Raw genomic sequence first — 16,953 nt, 5'->3', positions numbered from 1 at the left:
GGTACCAGACCACCCGGCTGTTATTCGGCGTTCGCGGCCCTCTTGGCCTGCACTCGCTTGTAGCTCCAGATCAGCAGAGCGAACAGGATGAGCCCGGACAGGATCAGGCTCGAACCGGTGCTCCAGCCGGCGAGCGGCAGCCCGGGCACGAGACCCCAGACGACGCCCGCGGCGAGCAGGCACAGCCCGGCCAGCACGGAACCCGCGATCCGCAGCGGAGACGAAACGCTGTCCTCGGCCGCCTTCATCGCCCTGTCGCGGATGGGGTCGACGTATTTCTCCACCGCCGGGAACTCCGAAGCCAGCACGAGCAGCCCCGCGAGCACCAGCAGCAGACCCGGCCCGGGCAGCACGAGGAGCGCGATGCCGACCAGCAGGAGGATGACGCCCGCGATGAGGATCAGGACCTGCTTCACGGGTTTTCCGATGCCCACGTCTACTCCTCGCCGTCGTTCCTCTGCCCGATTGTGCCGGGAACGCGCTGGTCTCGCCCGATCTGAAAACTCTTCGCGGGGCCTGTCGGTTCCCGGGGAAGTCGTTCGTCGTTGGGTGGAACGCAGGCGAAGAAGCCGAGCCGATGGAGGACTGATGCGCTACCTGTTGCTGATCTGCGGGACCCCTTACCCCGGCGCGGACGACAGCGACGTCCCGCTCGACGAGAAGACGCAGGCCTGGGTCGACGAGATGACCGCTCGCGGGGTGCGGCTGTCCGGCAGCAGGCTCCGGTCGGCGGCCACCGCGACCACCGTGCGCCACCGCGACGGCGACCTGCTCGTCTCGGACGGGCCGTTCGCGGAGACGAAGGAACAGATCCTCGGCTACGACTTGATCGACTGCGCCGATCTCGACGAGGCGATCGAGGTCGCGGCGAAGCATCCGGTCACGAAGTTCGCGACCATCGAGATCCGGCCGATCTGGCCGACCCCCTGAAGCCCCCGATCCGCACGTCGTGTCATGAGGGGTCCCCTTGAGACGAATTTCGTCCCAAGGGGACCCCTCATGACATCAGTGAGCGCCAAGCAACGGCCTTCCCCCGCCTTCACCGCGCACCCCTAGGCAAGTGATAGCAAAGGTCCCTTGCTCACTCCCCGCCGGTCAGCAGCTGCTCGAACGGCACGAACCCGCTGCTCACCGGCGCGACCGGCGAAGACGACAGCCGCGCGGCGAACTCCCGTCCCGCCCGCGAAGCCCGCGTATCGAGATCCCCCGGAGAAGCCCAGTCCGACGAAGCGGCGTACACCGCCGTCGCGACAGGCTCCGCGCGAAGGTAGGCGAAGAGCGGGCGCAGCGCGAAGTCGAGCACCAGCGAGTGCCGTTCGGTGCCGCCCGTGGCGCCGATCAGCACCGGCTTCCCGTCGAGCGCCTTCTGGTCCAGCACGTCGAAGAACGACTTGAACAGCCCGCTGTACGACGCGGTGAACACCGGTGTCACGGCGATCAGGCCGTCCGCGGCGGTCACCGTGTCGATGGCCGCGCGCAGCGCCGGGGAAGGAAACCCGGTCAGCATGTTCTTCGTGACGTCGATGGCCAGGTCGCGGAGTTCGACCACCTCGATCTTCACGTCCGGCAGCGCGGAAGAAACCGCCGCGGCGAGTTTGTCGGCGAGCAGCCGCGTCGAAGACGGCTGGCTCAACCCCGCGGTCACGACAGCGATCGTCGTCATACCGTCACCTCCGAAGACACAGAAGCCGCCGAAAGAAGCGAAGCGTGCGTAGGAGCCTCAGGCACGTGCGCCGGGCGAAGCGCGTCAAGTTCCTTACGCAGCACCGGGATCACGTGCTCGCCCAGCAGGTCGAGCTGTTCCAGCACGGTCTTCAGTGGCAGCCCGGCGTGGTCCATCAGGAACAGCTGACGCTGGTAGTCGCCGAAGTGCTCGCGGAAGCTCAGCGTCTTGTCGATGACCTCTTGCGGGCTGCCGACGGTCAGCGGCGTCTGCTCGGTGAACTCCTCCAGCGACGGCCCGTGCCCGTACACTGGCGCGTTGTCGAAGTACGGCCGGAATTCCCGCACCGCGTCCTGCGACTTCGGCCGCAGGAAGACCTGGCCGCCGAGTCCGACGATCGCCTGGTCCGCCTTGCCGTGCCCGTAGTGCTCGTACCGCTCGCGGTACAGGTTGATGAGCGACTGGAAGTGCTCCTTCGGCCAGAAGATGTGGTTCGCGAAGAACCCGTCGCCGTAGTAGGCGGCCTGTTCCGCGATCTCCGGGCTGCGGATCGAACCGTGCCAGACGAACGGCGGGACACCGTCGAGCGGCCGCGGGGTCGAGGTGAACTCCTGCAGCGGCGTCCGGAACTTGCCGGACCAGCTGACCACGTCCTCGCGCCACAACCGGTGCAGCAGGTGGTAGTTCTCGATCGCGAGGGGGATTCCCTGGCGGATGTCCTGCCCGAACCACGGGTACACCGGGCCGGTGTTGCCGCGGCCCATCATCAGGTCTACGCGGCCGTCGGCGAGGTGCTGCAGCATCGCGAAGTCCTCGGCGATCTTCACCGGGTCGTTCGTGGTGATCAGCGTGGTCGAGGTGGAAAGGATGAGTTTCGACGTCCGCGCGGCGATGTAGCCGAGCATCGTCGTCGGCGACGAAGGCACGAAGGGCGGGTTGTGGTGCTCGCCGGTCGCGAAGACGTCGAGGCCGACCTCTTCGGCCTTGAGCGCGATCCGCACCATCGCCTTGATCCGCTCGTACTCGCTGGGCGCCTCCCCGGTGGTCGGGTCGGTCGTCACATCGCCCACCGTGAAGATTCCGAACTGCATGACCTGCTCCCTAAGCCGGGTTGTTGTTGCTTGAGCGTTCAACCTCACGCGCGCAAGAAGTATTCCAGACCATCGACGCAGGCCGAAAGGGTGACTTGATCGGCCCGGAAAGTGGTCGCCCTCACACTCGGATCCATGTGGATCGCTTCCCTGCTTGTGACAACGTTGACATTCGCTCTCACGCCGGCCACCACCACTCCCGAACCCACCGTCTCGGCGACGATCTGCGCCAAGTACTGCGACAGCCGCGATCCCGCGCTGGCCGTCGGCGACAGAAGATCCAGTACGGCGACGGTCTGGGGCCGCGGCATCACGCTGCACCTGTCCGACGGCGACGACATGGGCTGGGGCAGCATCGCCGACGGCGACCCCGGCGACGAGCTCTGGCTCGACCGCTCCTTCGACGGCGGCCGCACCTGGTCCGGCGACAGCCGCATCGGCGACACGAAGATCCCCGCCGGACAACGCGGCTGGCGAACCCTCATGTACAACGTGGACGATCCCGGCGCCCACCGCTTCGGCGCCCTGCGAGCCTGCGGGAAGGCGGGCAACCGGCCGGAAATCGCCTGTACGCCGTGGTTCCGCACCACGGTCGCCGCGAACGACCGCGCCGAAGCCGCCGCCACCGCGCTCATGCAGTTCTACGACAACGGCACCGGCCTCTGGCAGACCACGGGCTGGTGGAACTCGGCCAACGCGCTCACCGCGATCCTCGACTACAGCACCCGAACCGGCTCGCGGAACTACCACTACGCCATCGGCAACACCTTCGACCGCAACCGCGGGAACAACTTCACCAACGAATACATCGACGACACCGGCTGGTGGGCGCTGGCCTGGATCCGCGCCTACGACCTGACCAAGGACCGCCGCTACCTCGACACCGCCGTCATCGCGGCGGACTACATGTACTCCTACCGCGACGGGACCTGCGGCGGCGGCCTCTGGTGGTCGACCGCGAAGACGTACAAGAACGCCGTCACCAACGAGCTGTACGTCAAGGTCGCCGCGTCGCTGCACAACCGGCTCCCCGGCGACACGGTCCAGCTCACGCGGGCCCGCGAGGTCTGGGACTGGTTCCGCGCGAGCGGCATGATCAACGGGAGCGACCTGGTCAACGACGGGCTGAACGCCTCCTGCGTCAACAACGGGCAGGCCGTCTGGAGTTACAACCAGGGCATCGTCCTCGGCGCGCTGGTCGAATTGAACCGCGCGACCGGTGACGCCGCCCTGCTCACCCGAGCCCGCCGGCTCGCGGACGCCTCCACCACGACCTCACAGCTTCACTCGAACGGGATTCTGCGCGACCCGTGCGAGTCCGGCGACTGCGGCGCCGACGGGCCGTCGTTCAAGGGCGCGTACGCCCGCGGCCTCGGCGAGCTGGACCGCGCGCTGGCGGGCAGGCCGTACCGCGCTTACCTGACCCGCCAAGCGAACGCGACGATCGCGAACAACCGCACGTCGCTCGATCAGCACGGCCTGCGCTGGGCGGGACCGGTCGACAAGATCGACGCCGCCCGGCAGCACAGCGCGCTGGAGGTCCTCACGGCAGCGCTCTGAACACCGGATCCGGGACGTGCAGCCAGGCGCGGACCTCGGTCTCCTTCTCGTGCACGAGCACCTGCCGGTAGCTCATCGTGTCGAGACCGGGGCCGCCCTGGTCCTGGACGTCCTCGTGGAACCGGTCCGAGACGAGCACCACCACGGGCGACTCGTCCGGCGCCTCCGCGAGCGCGTCCCGCAGAACCCGCGAATCGAGCAGCCGGGCGAGCAGCACCTTCGGCCGCCCCGTGACGCCGTACTCGTCGAGCGTGACCTCGCCGGCGTGGATCGCCACCCGCACCCGGATCCGCAGGCCGGACTCGGTGACGACGTTGTGCCGGGCGAGTTCGGCGGTCAGCCGGGAGACCAACGGGTACACCAGGCGGAACTTCGGGAAATGCGGCGGGACCACGACGATCATGCCGTCCCCGGTGTCGCGTTTCAGGCAGGCTTCCCAGGCGATCCCGCTGGTCTCGAAGGCATTGGCCAGCAGGCCGAAGAGCATCCGCCGGACCTGGACGAAGATCTCGCTGCTGCGACCGACCTGGCCGAATCCGGCGATGTCGATCGAGAACAGCCCGCAGTGCATGCCGGACTCGACCCACGCCGTCGGCGGCGGGTAGAGGATCTTCTTCCGCAGCAGCGCGAGGTGGACGCAGGACACGGTGATCAACAGGATCGTGCCGAAGAACCACGAGAGGGCCATGACCGTCTCGACCGAACCGTCCGCCTCCTCGCGGGAGAGCAGGTAGAGCAGCCCGTAGGAGACCCCGCCGTAGAGGAACACGTACAGCACCACGAACGTGCGGCGCAGCCGGATCGCCGCGTGCACGAACGGTAGCGGCGCGAGCAGCCCGAGCGAGCCGATGACCACCACGAAATACCAGAGACTCACGACGCGTTGTGCGGTCGAGACGCGCGTGGGACCGGTTCCGACGGCCACCTTCTTCCCCCCGTCACCCTGTGACACCGGAAACGATAACGCCTCATCCAAGCCTTGAGGAAGTCGCTTTCCCCAGCCGTGACCCGGCCACCGGGACGGCGTGGTCCGCCACACCGGAGGCTTCGGAAGAGGAAGCTGTCGGAGGGGACGGATATCCTCCAGTACGGTGTCGCGTTGAACGCCACCGTCACGAGCTAGTTCGCGAGCCACGACTCCAGGAGAAGTACCCAGTGACTGCTGAGACCCTGTACGGGGCCGACGACCTGACGCATCTCGAGGGTCTGGAAGCGGTCCGCAAGCGCCCCGGGATGTACATCGGCTCCACCGACAGCCGCGGTATCAACCACCTGTTCTCCGAGGTCGTGGACAACTCGACCGATGAAGGTGTGGCGGGTCACGCCGCGAAGATCGTGGTCACCCTGCACGCGGACGGCAGTGTCCAGGTCGACGACGACGGCCGTGGCATCCCCACCGGCACGCACGCGAAATCCGGTTTGTCCGGTGTCGAGCTGGTGCTGACCAGGCTGCACGCCGGCGGCAAGTTCGGCGGATCCGGCTACAAGACCTCCGGTGGTCTGCACGGCGTCGGCGCTTCGGCGGTGAACGCGCTGTCGCACCGCTTCGACGTCACGGTGAAGCAGAGCGGCAAGGTCCACCAGATGTCGTTCGCGCACGGCGTGCCCGGCGTCTTCGACGGGCCCGGCCCGAAGGCCAAGTTCACCCGCCGGTCCGGGCTGAACGTCACCGGCAAGATGAAGCGCGGCGAGCGCTCCGGCACCTCGATCCGATACTGGTACGACTCGCGCTACTTCGAGAGCGGCGCCGCCCTCGACGTCGAGGGCGTCCGCGCGAAGATGCGCAACACCGCGTTCCTGGTCCCCGGCGTCACGTACGTGCTGCGCACGGCCGTCGACGACTCGATCAGCGAAGAGACCTTCCACTTCCCCAACGGCCTCGCCGACATGGTCGACTTCCTCGCCCCGGACAGCGAAAAACCCGTCTGCGGCACGCTGATCATCAACGGCGAGGGCACGTACAAGGAGAACGCCGCCGACGCCAGCGGTGTCATGCAGTCCAATGTGGAGCGTCACGCGGAGATCGAGGTCGCGCTCCGCTGGGGCACCGGCTACGAGCGCACGGTGGAATGCTTCACCAACACCATCCGCAACGTGCACGGCGGCACGCACCGCCGCGGCTTCGATCGCGCGGTGCTGAAAGCCTTACAGGACGCCATTTCCAAGACCCGCGGGCTGCTGAAGCCCAAGGAAGACATGCCGACCGTCGAGGACGTCCTCGAAGGCATGACGGCGGTCGTCCACGTCCGGCTGCCGGAGCCGCAGTTCACCTCGCAGACCAAGGACGAGCTGTCCACCGCCGGCATCACCCGCGTCATCCAGGGCATCGTCGACAAGCACATCCGCGCCTGGACAGAGGAGCGCAAGACCAAGTCCGAGGCGAAGATCGTGCTGCAGAAGGTGGTCGACGCGGCACGCGTCCGGCTCACCCAGAAGCAGCAGAAGGACGCCGCTCGGCGCAAGACCGCCCTCGAAGGCGCGGCCATGCCGCCGAAGCTGGTCGACTGCCGCACCACCGGCGTCTCCCGCAGCGAGCTGTTCCTCGTCGAGGGTGACAGCGCGCTCGGTTCGGCGCGGATGGCGCGCGTGTCGGAGTACCAGGCACTGCTTCCCTTGCGCGGCAAGATCCTCAACGTCCAGAAGGCGTCGCTCGGCGACACCTTGAAGAACGCCGAGATCGCCTCGATCGTGCAGGTGCTCGGCGCGGGCAGCGGGCGCACGTTCGACCTGTCGACCATGCGCTACGGCCGGGTGATCCTGATGGCCGACGCGGACGTCGACGGTTCGCACATCCGGACGTTGCTGATCACGCTGTTCGCCAAGTACATGCGGCCGGTGATCGAGGACGGCAGGCTGTACGCCGCGATGCCGCCGCTGCACAAACTGGTCACCAAGGGCCGTAACCCGGAGACCCACTTCACCTTCACCCAGAAGGAGATGGAGACCAAGTTCGCGGCGCTGGAGCGGGCGGGCAAGCAGATCGTCACCCCGGTGCCGCGGTTCAAGGGCCTCGGCGAGATGGACGCCGACGAACTGTGGGACACCACGATGAACCCCGCCACCCGCTCGGTCCGCCGGATCACCCTCGACGACGTCGAAGCCGCGGAGAACGCACTGGAGCTGTTGATGGGCGAGAAGGTCGAGCCACGCCGCAACTGGCTGGTCGAATCCTCCGACCGGGTCGACCGCGAAGCCATCGACGCCTGATTTCGTTGCTATTCAAGGAGCTTTGAGCAATGGCACGCCGTAAGGGCACCACCACCAAGGTCGACCCGTCAGCGTTCGACCAGCCCGGCGCGAACGTCTTCGACAACTCGCTGAAGACGGAGATCGAGGATTCGTACCTGGAGTACGCCTACTCGGTCATCCACTCGCGGGCGCTCCCGGACGCGCGGGACGGGCTGAAGCCGGTGCACCGCCGGATCATGTACTCGATGAACGAGAACGGCTACCGGCCGACGCACGCGTACGTGAAGTCGTCCCGCGTGGTCGGCGACGTGATGGGCAAGTACCACCCGCACGGCGACACGGCGATCTACGACGCCATGGTCCGGCTCGCGCAGGACTTCTCGCTCAACGTCCCGCTGGTCGACGGGCACGGCAACTTCGGCTCCCCCGACGACGGCCCGGCCGCCTCGCGGTACACCGAGGCGCGGCTGTCCCCGGAGGCGATGCTGCTGGTCGGCGAACTCGGCGAGGACACCGTCGACTTCCGGCCGAACTACGACGGTTCGCTCGAAGAGCCGTCGGTGCTGCCAGCCGCGTTCCCGAACCTGCTGGTCAACGGCACTTCCGGGATCGCGGTCGGGATGGCGACCAACATGATCCCGCACAACCTGACCGAGGTCATCGGGGCGGCGCGGTGGCTGATCAACCACCCGAACGCCACCCTCGACAAGCTGATGGAGTTCGTGCCGGGCCCGGATCTGCCGACCGGTGGTTCACTGCTGGGGCTGGACGAGGTCCGCCGCGCGTACGAGACCGGCCGCGGTGTGGTGCGCATGCGCGCCAGCGCCGAGACCGGTCCGCTGGAGGGCAGCCGCGGCCGTCAGGCGATCACCGTCACCGAACTGCCGTACGGCGTCGGCCCGGAGAAGGTGATCGAGAAGATCACCGACGAGGTCAACAAGTCCAAGCGGCTCACCGGCATCGCCGACGTCAAGGACCTCACCGACCGTGAGAACGGCACGCGGCTGGTCATCGAATGCAAGGTCGGCGTGAACCCGCAGGCGCTGCTGGCGGATCTGTACCGGCTGACGCCGCTGGAGCAGTCGTTCGGCATCAACAACCTGGTGCTGGTGGACGGGCAGCCGCAGACGCTGGGGCTCAAGGCGCTGCTGGAGGTCTTCCTCAGCCACCGCTACGAGGTCGTCACCCGCCGCACGCGCTACCGCCGCCGCAAGCGCGAAGAGCGCCTGCACCTGGTCGACGGTCTGCTGATCGCCCTGCTCAACATCGACAAGGTGATCAAGCTGATCCGCGAGAGCGAGAACGCCGCGGCCGCGAAGGACGGCCTGATGAAGCGGTTCAAGCTCTCGGAGATCCAGGCCACGTACATCCTCGATACCCCGCTGCGGCGGCTCACGAAGTACGACCGGATCGAGCTCGAAGCCGAGCAGGACAAGCTGCGCGACGAGATCGCCGAGCTGTCGAAGATCCTCGACGACGAGTCGGTGCTGAAGAAGGTCGTCTCGGCCGAGCTGGCCAAGGTCGCCAAGGACTCCCCCACCGAACGCCGCACCGCGCTGATCGACGGTGACCTCAAGGAGGTCCTCGCCGCGTCGAAGCCGTCGGGTCCGCTGGAGGTCGCCGACGATCCGTGCCAGGTGATCCTTTCGGCCACCGGGCTGGTCGCGCGGACGGCGGCGGAATCGGAGGAGTCGTCGGAAGTGCGGCGCCGCAACGGCCGCGTCAAACACGACTCGGTGTCCGCGGTCGTGCACTCGACCGCGCGCGGCCAGGTGCTGCTGGTGACCAACCGCGGCCGCGCGTTCAAGACCGACGTGCTGCCGCTGCCGGTGCTGCCCGAGCAGGCGGGCACCGTGTCGCTGCGCGGCGGGATGGCCGCGAAGGAACTGGTGCCGCTGGAGAAGGGCGAGCGCGTCATCGGCCTGGCGCCGCTCGGCGAGCAGGCGTCCGGCTCTCCGGGTCTCGCGCTCGGCACGAAACACGGTGTCGTGAAGGTGTGCGCGCCGGAGTGGCCGGTCCGCTCGGACGAGTTCGACGTGATCAGCCTGAAGGACGGCGACGAGGTCGTCGGCGCCACTTGGCTCACCGACGGCAACGAGACTCTGGCGTTCCTGTCGTCCGAAGCGTCACTGCTGCGCTACGCCGCTTCGCTGGTGCGGCCGCAAGGTCTCAAGGGCGGCGGCATGGCCGGCATCGTCGTACGCGGCGAGGCGGAAGTGGTCTTCTTCGGCGCGATCCGGACCGATGACGCCGAACACGGCGAGCCGATGGTCGTCACCGCGACAGGCGCGAGCGTGAAGGTGACGCCGTTCAGCGAATACCCGGCGAAGGGTCGCGCGACCGGCGGTGTCCGGGCACAGCGGTTCCTCAAGGGTGAGACGCGGTTGGTCGTCGGCTGGATCGGCCCGCGTCCGGCCGGTGCCTCGCGCACCGGTGACCCGGTGGAACTGCCGGAAGTCGACGTGCGGCGCGACGGCTCCGGCCACGCCCACCCGGGCCCCGAGGTCGTCGGTCACCTCATCGAACGCGACTGACCCCGTCCCACGCGTGCTTGGGGGCGGATCACGCGTGCTCGAGCACGAAACTCGCGTGCTGGGAGCCGGAACACCCCCGCGGCGAACCCCGCCGCGAGTTCCGCCCCCAAGCACGCGAGTTCCGCCCCCAGACACGCGAGTTCCGCCCCCAAGCACGCTTGTCGTCCGCTCAATCACACGTGTCGTCCGTCTGGGCACCCGTGCCGTCCATCCAGACACACGTGTCGTCCGTCTGGTCACCCGTGCCGTCCATCCAAGTCACTGCGTGTCGACCGTCTGGGCACACGTGTCGACAGCGGGCGACGGGCACCCCCGGACCCCAACGCGATAGCAAAGGTCCCTTGCTCCCCCGGCGCCCGCGCCCACCGCATTCAGAGGACTAAACGCGACGCTCCAGCAGGCCCTTCGCGATGTGCGTCACCTGGATCTCGTTGGAGCCCGCGTAGATCATCAGCGACTTCGCGTCCCGCGCCAGCTGCTCCACCCGGTACTCCGCCATGTACCCGTTCCCGCCGAACAGCTGCACGGCCTCCATCGCGACCTCGGTGGCCGCCTCCGACGAGTACAGCTTCATCGCCGAAGCCTCGGCCAGCGTCGGCATCTTGCCCGCGCGCAGCGTCTCGATCAGCTGGAACACCATGTTCTGCACGTTGATCCGTGCGACCTCCATCTTCGCCAGCTTCAGCTGGATCAGCTGGAACCGACCGATCTCCTGGCCCCACAGCTTCCGGTTCTTCGCGTAGTCCACGCACAGCCGGTGGCATTCGTTGATGATCCCGAGCGCCAGCGCCGCGACCCCGACCCGCTCGACGGCGAACCCGGACTTCACCTCGGCCTTGCTGTCGCCGTCGCGACCGGCCTCGGACTCGCCGAGCAGCCTGTCCCGCCCGAGCCGGACGTCGCTGAAGAACAGCTCCCCGGTCGGCGAGGACATCATGCCCATCTTCTTGAACGGCTTGCCCTGCGTGAGCCCCGGCATGCCCTTGTCGAGCACGAACGTGAGCACCTTGCGATCACGCACAGCCGAGCCGTCGTCGAGCTTCGCGTAGACGATGATCGTGTCGGCGTAGGGCCCGTTGGTGATGAACGTCTTCTGTCCATTGAGGACGTACTCGTCACCGTCGCGCCGCACCGACGTCTTCATCCCGCCGAAAGCGTCCGAGCCGGAGTCGGGTTCGGTGATCGCCCACGCGCCGACCTTCTCGAACGTCGCCAGCCCGGGCAGCCAGCGTTCCTTCTGTGCCTGCGTGCCCTTGGTGAGAATCGTCTGCGCGGTCAGCCCGATGCTCACCCCGAGCGAGGCGACGATGCCGAGGCTGACCCCGGCCAGTTCGCTCACCGCGATGAGCGCCATCGCCTCCTGCCCGCCGAAAGCCAGACCGCCACCACCAGAGCCGGAGCCGCGCTCCTTGGACAGCAGCTTCGTCACCGATTCCCGCGCGAGCGCGTCGATGCCGAAGGACGCGAACATCTTGCGGATGAGGTCGTACGGCGGCAGCGTCCCGCTTTCCAGCTCGTCCAGCCGCGGCCGGATCTCCTTGTCGACGAACTCACGGATCGCGTCCCGGATCAGCAGTTCGGTCTCGGACCACTCGATCACGGCAGCCTCGCGGCGATGTCGTCGATCGACCAGGCTTCCTCGGTTTCGATCACTTTCACGTCGTGCCAGCCCGCGAGTTCCGAGATCGCGCCGCCCTGCACCGCGAACACCTTGCCGGTGAGCGGGCATTTTTCGGTGGCGAGATAAGCCACCAGTGGCGAGATGTTGGCCGGGGAGAACGCGTCGAACTCCCCTTCTTCGACCTCCTGCGCGAAGATCGCGCCCATGCCCGGCGTCGCCAGCGTGAGCCGGGTGCGCGCGATCGGCGCGATCGCGTTGACCCGCACGCCGTACCGCTCCAGCTCCTCGGCGGCCACCAGTGTCAGCGCGGCGATCCCCGCCTTCGCCGCGCCGTAGTTCGCCTGTCCCGCGTTCGGCAGCGTGGTCCCGGACGCCGAGGCGGTGTTGATCACCGAACCCGCCACCGGCTCACCGGCCTTGCTCGCGGTCTTCCAGTACGCGGCCGCGTGCCGCAGCACCGCCGCGTGCCCCTTGAGGTGCACCGCGATCACGGAATCCCACTGTGCTTCCTCAAGCCCGGCAAGGAAAGCGTCGCGCAGGATGCCGGCGTTGTTCACGACGACGTCGAGCCTGCCGAACTCGCCCACCGCCTGCGCGACCAGTTCCTCGGCGCCCGCCCAGTCGGCGACGTTGGCGGTGTTGGCCACGGCCTTCCCGCCCGCCGCGCGGATCTCGTCGACGACCTCCTGCGCCGGGCCGACGTCGGCCCCGCTTCCGTCGTTCGCTCCGCCGAGGTCGTTGACCACGACGCTCGCGCCTTCGGCCGCGAACAGCAGCGCGTGCTCGCGGCCGATCCCGCGGCCGGCACCGGTGATGACGGCTACCCGCCCGTCGAGTGCTCCCATGGCTTTGCTCCTACTCCGCGAATTCCGCGAGACCGTCCTTGATCACGACGGTTTCGCCGACGGTGGTTTCGAACGCGTAGCTCCCGGCGCCCGCGCGCCAGATGTTCGTCGTCAGGTCCTGCCCGGGCAGCACCGGCTTGGCGAACCGGACGGCGAACCGCTTCAGTCTGTCCACATCGGACCCGGCGACCTCGGTCAGCAGCGCCCACGACGTGAACGCCATGGTGCACAGGCCGTGCGCGATGATCCCCGGCAATCCCGAATCCTTCGCGACCTCTTCGTCGAGATGGATCGGCATCGGGTCGCCGGCGGCGGGCGCGTAGCGGTACGTCTGGTCGTCGTCGACGTGCTGGTTCACCTTCGCGATCGGTGCCCGCGAGCGCAGCGCGTCGTCGAACTTGTGCTCCGGCCCGAGTTCGCCGCGCGTCTCGCCGGTGTCGAAACCGCGTACGAACAGGGTCACGTACTGCTCGTTGACGAGGTCGCCGTCCTCGGTCCGGCATTCGAGGTGGATGGTGCCGCGAGTGCCGTTCGACAGGCCCTCGTAGCCGGTCATCCGCGCTCGCGACACGAGCTTGTCACCGGGCCGGATCGGCCGGTGGAACCGGAATTCCTGTTCCCCGTGCACGATCCGGCCGAACAGCCCGACCGGGACGACCTCCAGCGCGGGTTCCATCAGCGACTCGAACACCGGCACGATCGCGAACACTGGGCTCGCGACGTCCCCGGCGAGATGTGCCGGGATCGGGTCGTTGGTGGCCTTCGCGTACTCGATCAGCCGCTCGCGGGTCACCTCGAACCGGGACTCGTCGGTCCACTTGCCGAGCCCGCCGGGATCGAACCGCTCGTCGGTCACGCGACCAGCGCCTTGAAGTTCTCCAGCGACGCGTCGAGGTTCTTCTTGCCGTCCTTCTCGACGGCCTTGCCGAGCGCGCCGATGATCATCTGGCCGGCGAACTCCGCGTCGATGCTCGCGAGCGAGCCTTCGCCGGACGCCTCCACGGAAAGCTCGAACTTGACCTTCACCCCGGCCATCCCGGTCCCGGAGATCGCCAGCTTCGACGGCGCTTCGAACTCGTCGACGGTCCAGGTGATCGTGTTCGGCATCCCGAGCATCGTGACAACCTCGGAAGCCTGCGCCCCCTTGGAGAACTCCGCCGGGACCTCGCCCTTCCACTTGGTGTGGATGGTCAGCCACTTCTCGAAGTTGTTGGGGTTGGAGAACTCCGCCCAGACCTTGTCGGGGGCCGCGGGGAGTTCGACGGAGGCACTGATCTTGCCCATGGTTGTTCCTTTCGGTGAGATCAGCGCTCGGCGCGCTGGTAGGCGGTGACGACGGCGGCGCCGCCGAGTCCGATGTTGTGCTGCAGCGCGGCTTCGACGCCGTCGACCTGCCGTTTGTCGGCGGTCCCGCGCAGCTGCCAGGTCAGTTCGGCGCATTGCGCGAGGCCGGTAGCGCCGAGCGGATGCCCCTTGGAGATCAGCCCGCCGGACGGGTTGACGACCCATTTGCCGCCGTAGGTGGTGTCCCCGGAGTCGACGAGCTTCCCCGCTTCCCCTTCGGCACAAAGTCCGAGGGCTTCGTAAAGCAGGAGTTCGTTGGCGGAGAAGCAGTCGTGCAGCTCGATGACCTGGAAGTCCTCCGCCCCGAGCCCGGCCTGGTCGTACACCTGACGCGCGGCCTGGACGTTCATGTCGTAGCCGATGATGTTCTTCGCCGTGCCGTCGAAGGTGCTGGCGAAGTCGGTGGTCATCGCCTGCCCGACGATCTCGACGGCCTGCCCGGCCAGCCCGTGCGAGTCCACAAAGGACTCGCTGGCGAGGATCGCCGCGCCCGAACCGTCCGAGGTCGGCGAGCACTGGAGCTTGGTGAGCGGGTCGTAGATCATCCGCGAGTCGAGGATGTCCTGCAGCGAATAGCTTTCCTGGAACTGCGCGTACGGATTGTTCACCGAATGCCGGTGGTTCTTCTCGCCGATCTTGGCGAAGTGCTCGGCGGTGGTGCCGTAGGTCTTCATGTGCTCGCGGCCTGCCGCGCCGAACATCCACGGCGCGGGCGGGAAGAGCACCTCGGAGATCTCCGCGAGCGCCTGGATGTGCCTGCCCATCGGCTGCTCACGGTCGTCGTAGGTCGAGCCGAGCGAGCCCGGCTGCATCTTCTCGAACCCGAGCGCGAGCGCGCAGTCCGCCCGGCCGCCGCGGATCGCTTCCGCGGCCAGGTACAGCGCCGTCGACCCGGTCGAACAGTTGTTGTTGACGTTGACCACCGGGATCCCGGTCATGCCCAGTTCGTAGACCGCGCGCTGCCCCGCGGTCGACTCGCCGTAGACGTAGCCGACGTAGGCCTGCCGCACCTCGTCGAACGAGATCCCGGCGTCGGCGAGCGCCTTCGTCCCGGACTCCTTGGCCATCTGCGGATAATCCCAGTCCTCGCGGCGTCCGGGTTTCTCGAACTTCGTCATGCCCACGCCGACGACGTACACCTTGTTGGCCACCACGACGCTCCTTGTCGTTGCCGGGTCGCTGCTGAAACTGAAGATACAGACAGGTCTGTATTTATCAACCCCTTACATACATACCTGAACGGATGTTATCGATCACACGCTGAGTGTCAGGTGACGCAGACGAGCGGCCCGCACCCCCGTTAAACAGGGCGAACACCACTCACAGGGGGTCTTCGATGAAAAGAACGAGCATGGTCCTGGCCGCCACCGTCGCCGCCGGGCTGCTGTCGGCGGGCACCGCGTCGGCGAGCGACTGGACGATGAGCTACCTGCCGCTCCCGCCCGGCAGCAGCGGGATCGCACAGGTGAACGCCACGAACGGCGCCGGGGACTACGCGGGGACGGCCGACGGGAAGCTGGTCACCTGGACGGGCGGGACCGTCACGGACCACGGCATCCCGGCGGGCTACCTCTCGGTCGACACGGTGGACGAGAACGCGTCGGGTTCGGTCCTCGGCAACGCCGTCTACTACCAGGACGGGAGCCGCTACCCGAGCAAGCACGCCTTCGTCTTCGAGAACGGCGGCTTCCAGTTCCTGGGGAAGGTTCCGGGCTACTCCAACACGCAAGCCGTCGGCACGAACGACCGCGGCGACGTCGTCGGCACGGTGTTCAACGACATCCGCTACGGCTCCACCCCCGCGTTTTGGCCATCCGGCGACCACGCGCACCCGGTGCTGCTGGATGTCCCGCCGGTGCTCACCCCCATCGACATCGACCACGACGGCACGATCCTGCTGAACGAGCAGTACGGCGGCACCTGGCTCTGGAAGGACGGCGTCCTGCGGCAGCTCGTTCTCCCGGACGGCCTCCGGGAGTCACGTGGGATCGCGATCCGGAACGGGAAGGTGCTGGCCTCGACCCAGCTGGGCGACCGGCTCTGGACGGCGTTCGACACGTCCGTGGAGGTCCCGGACAACATGTCCACGATGGCACTCAACGGGTCCGGCCTGGTCACGGGATGGATCTCGCCGAGGACTCCCACGGTGTGGTCCCCGGGCGGCTCGGTGACGACGCTTCCCTCCCCCGGCAACGCGTACGGCACCGTCGTGGGCGACAACGGCGAGATCGCCGGAACGCTGGAGGGCGGCGGCTCCGGTAACACTCCTGTGGTGTGGCGCCGTGGCTAAAGTCGGGATATGGATCCCGAAGAGCTTCGGCAACGGTTCGCGCTGTTGACCACCGCGCATCTGACCGACGGCTGCGTCCGCGCCGGCGTCCCGGTCCGATGCGCGCCCGCCGGCACGCACGCGGTCGTGCCCGGTAGCCGGCTCGCTGGGCGGGTCACCCCCGCCCGGCACGTCGGCAGCGTCGACGTCTTCCTGGAGGCGTACGAGACCGCGAACCCCGGTGACGTCCTCGTCGTCGACAACGGCGGCAGGCTCGATGAAAGCTGCGTCGGGGACCTCGCCGTCCTCGAAGCCGAAGCGGCCGGGCTGAGCGGTGTGGTCATCTGGGGGTTGCACCGCGACACCCGCGACATCGAGAAGATCGGGCTGCCGGTGTTCAGCCTCGGCTCGATCCCGACCGGCCCGCTCTCCGTCTCCGCCCGCCCCGACGGCGCGCTCGACTCGGCCGTCGTCGGGGAATGGACGGTGACGCGGGAGGATCTCGTGTTCGGCGACGAAGACGGGGTCCTGTTCGTCCCGGCCGACCGGGCGGACGAGGTCCTGGACCGGGCCGAGGCCATCCGCGACGTCGAGCGGCTCCAGGCCGAGCGGATCCGCTCCGGAGAGTCCCTTCGCGAGCAGGTCCGCTTCGCCGACTTCCTCGCGGAGCGCACGAAGTCGCCTTCGCTGACGTTCCGGGAGCACCTGCGCGCGGTCGGCGGCGCCATCGAGGAGTAGCAAGGGACCTTTGCTATCGCCCGGCGGCCTGGGTGCGCGGGGCACCGGGCCGGGCTGTGAAGGCCCTCTTGAGGGACTCAGAGTCCGTGAAGGCCTCCT

Annotated in this window: 15 protein-coding genes; 6 read left to right on the top strand and 9 right to left on the bottom strand. The window is 67.9% G+C overall.

Translation table 11 applies throughout. The annotated features are described in order from the left end of the window. Positions 1-20: 20 nt before the first annotated feature. The gene (locus CFP71_RS23665) at positions 21-434 is read right to left on the bottom strand and encodes a PGPGW domain-containing protein (RefSeq protein WP_093936139.1); all 414 of its coding nucleotides are present in this window, start codon (positions 432-434) and stop codon (positions 21-23) included. Between the two features lie 154 nt (positions 435-588). Between CFP71_RS23665 and CFP71_RS23660 the strand changes: the two genes are divergently transcribed. Continuing rightward, positions 589-930 (top strand): YciI family protein, encoded by a 342-nt coding sequence (locus CFP71_RS23660; RefSeq protein WP_093936138.1) that lies wholly within the window; start codon positions 589-591, stop codon positions 928-930. Between the two features lie 151 nt (positions 931-1,081). Here the strand turns inward: CFP71_RS23660 and CFP71_RS23655 are convergent, their stop codons facing one another. Together CFP71_RS23655 and CFP71_RS23650 are read right to left on the bottom strand one after the other, a co-directional pair. Next, positions 1,082-1,663 (bottom strand): FMN reductase, encoded by a 582-nt coding sequence (locus CFP71_RS23655; RefSeq protein ID WP_093936137.1) that lies wholly within the window; start codon positions 1,661-1,663, stop codon positions 1,082-1,084. Further along, positions 1,660-2,754, bottom strand: a complete 1,095-nt coding sequence (locus CFP71_RS23650) for an LLM class flavin-dependent oxidoreductase (protein ID WP_093936136.1) — start codon at positions 2,752-2,754, stop codon at positions 1,660-1,662. The genes CFP71_RS23655 and CFP71_RS23650 overlap by 4 nt, the downstream gene beginning before the upstream one ends. A 135-nt stretch (positions 2,755-2,889) precedes the next feature. On the opposite strand from CFP71_RS23650, the gene CFP71_RS23645 reads away from it, so the two are divergent. Beyond that, a complete protein-coding gene (locus CFP71_RS23645) occupies positions 2,890-4,314 on the top strand; it encodes a glycoside hydrolase family 76 protein (protein ID WP_093936135.1) in 1,425 nt (474 codons plus the stop codon). On the opposite strand, the gene CFP71_RS23640 is transcribed toward CFP71_RS23645, so the two are convergent. Next, positions 4,298-5,191: a nucleotidyl cyclase domain-containing protein gene (locus CFP71_RS23640; protein ID WP_244199802.1), complete on the bottom strand. Its 894-nt coding sequence runs from the start codon at positions 5,189-5,191 to the stop codon at positions 4,298-4,300. The two genes, CFP71_RS23645 and CFP71_RS23640, sit on opposite strands and share 17 nt — an antisense overlap. Positions 5,192-5,469: 278 nt before the next feature. Between CFP71_RS23640 and CFP71_RS23635 the strand changes: the two genes are divergently transcribed. After that, positions 5,470-7,521 (top strand): DNA gyrase/topoisomerase IV subunit B, encoded by a 2,052-nt coding sequence (locus CFP71_RS23635; RefSeq protein WP_093936133.1) that lies wholly within the window; start codon positions 5,470-5,472, stop codon positions 7,519-7,521. A gap of 29 nt (positions 7,522-7,550) precedes the next feature. After that, a complete protein-coding gene (locus CFP71_RS23630; protein WP_093936132.1) occupies positions 7,551-10,037 on the top strand; it encodes a DNA gyrase/topoisomerase IV subunit A in 2,487 nt (828 codons plus the stop codon). A gap of 379 nt (positions 10,038-10,416) precedes the next feature. Here the strand turns inward: CFP71_RS23630 and CFP71_RS23625 are convergent, their stop codons facing one another. The 5 genes from CFP71_RS23625 to CFP71_RS23605 are packed head-to-tail and all read right to left on the bottom strand — an operon-like array spanning position 10,417 to position 15,001. Next, positions 10,417-11,637, bottom strand: coding sequence for an acyl-CoA dehydrogenase family protein (locus CFP71_RS23625; RefSeq protein ID WP_093936131.1), 1,221 nt, complete (start codon positions 11,635-11,637; stop codon positions 10,417-10,419). After that, the gene (locus CFP71_RS23620) at positions 11,634-12,503 is read right to left on the bottom strand and encodes an SDR family oxidoreductase (protein WP_093936130.1); all 870 of its coding nucleotides are present in this window, start codon (positions 12,501-12,503) and stop codon (positions 11,634-11,636) included. The genes CFP71_RS23625 and CFP71_RS23620 overlap by 4 nt, the downstream gene beginning before the upstream one ends. Positions 12,504-12,513: 10 nt before the next feature. Further along, positions 12,514-13,359 (bottom strand): MaoC/PaaZ C-terminal domain-containing protein, encoded by an 846-nt coding sequence (locus CFP71_RS23615; protein WP_093936129.1) that lies wholly within the window; start codon positions 13,357-13,359, stop codon positions 12,514-12,516. Then, the gene (locus CFP71_RS23610) at positions 13,356-13,787 is read right to left on the bottom strand and encodes a type II toxin-antitoxin system Rv0910 family toxin (protein WP_093936128.1); all 432 of its coding nucleotides are present in this window, start codon (positions 13,785-13,787) and stop codon (positions 13,356-13,358) included. The genes CFP71_RS23615 and CFP71_RS23610 overlap by 4 nt, the downstream gene beginning before the upstream one ends. A gap of 20 nt (positions 13,788-13,807) precedes the next feature. Next, positions 13,808-15,001: a lipid-transfer protein gene (locus tag CFP71_RS23605; protein ID WP_208636021.1), complete on the bottom strand. Its 1,194-nt coding sequence runs from the start codon at positions 14,999-15,001 to the stop codon at positions 13,808-13,810. Between the two features lie 182 nt (positions 15,002-15,183). Here CFP71_RS23605 and CFP71_RS23600 point away from each other — a divergent pair, with 182 nt between their 5' ends. Together CFP71_RS23600 and CFP71_RS23595 are read left to right on the top strand one after the other, a co-directional pair. Continuing rightward, complete coding sequence (locus CFP71_RS23600) at positions 15,184-16,137, top strand: hypothetical protein (RefSeq protein ID WP_244199801.1); 954 nt, start codon at positions 15,184-15,186, stop codon at positions 16,135-16,137. A gap of 9 nt (positions 16,138-16,146) precedes the next feature. Beyond that, the gene (locus CFP71_RS23595; protein WP_093936126.1) at positions 16,147-16,854 is read left to right on the top strand and encodes an RraA family protein; all 708 of its coding nucleotides are present in this window, start codon (positions 16,147-16,149) and stop codon (positions 16,852-16,854) included. Positions 16,855-16,953: the final 99 nt, after the last annotated feature.

Origin of the sequence: Amycolatopsis thailandensis (assembly GCF_002234405.1) — a bacterium.
GTDB classification, from domain to species: domain Bacteria; phylum Actinomycetota; class Actinomycetes; order Mycobacteriales; family Pseudonocardiaceae; genus Amycolatopsis; species Amycolatopsis thailandensis.
The sequence above is the reverse complement of the archived record's forward strand: the minus strand, read 5'-3'. Positions and strand labels throughout refer to the sequence as shown.

Bases quoted from the DNA above. Each gene is read 5' to 3' on its own strand.
- CFP71_RS23645 (WP_093936135.1), top strand. From the start codon at position 2,890: ATGTGGATCGCTTCCCTGCTTGTGACAACGTTGACATTCGCTCTCACG.
- CFP71_RS23600 (WP_244199801.1), top strand. From the start codon at position 15,184: ATGAAAAGAACGAGCATGGTCCTGGCCGCCACCGTCGCCGCCGGGCTG.
- CFP71_RS23630 (WP_093936132.1), top strand. From the start codon at position 7,551: ATGGCACGCCGTAAGGGCACCACCACCAAGGTCGACCCGTCAGCGTTC.
- CFP71_RS23655 (WP_093936137.1), bottom strand. From the start codon at position 1,663: ATGACGACGATCGCTGTCGTGACCGCGGGGTTGAGCCAGCCGTCTTCG.
- CFP71_RS23620 (WP_093936130.1), bottom strand. From the start codon at position 12,503: ATGGGAGCACTCGACGGGCGGGTAGCCGTCATCACCGGTGCCGGCCGC.
- CFP71_RS23610 (WP_093936128.1), bottom strand. From the start codon at position 13,787: ATGGGCAAGATCAGTGCCTCCGTCGAACTCCCCGCGGCCCCCGACAAG.
- CFP71_RS23660 (WP_093936138.1), top strand. From the start codon at position 589: ATGCGCTACCTGTTGCTGATCTGCGGGACCCCTTACCCCGGCGCGGAC.
- CFP71_RS23595 (WP_093936126.1), top strand. From the start codon at position 16,147: ATGGATCCCGAAGAGCTTCGGCAACGGTTCGCGCTGTTGACCACCGCG.
- CFP71_RS23650 (WP_093936136.1), bottom strand. From the start codon at position 2,754: ATGCAGTTCGGAATCTTCACGGTGGGCGATGTGACGACCGACCCGACC.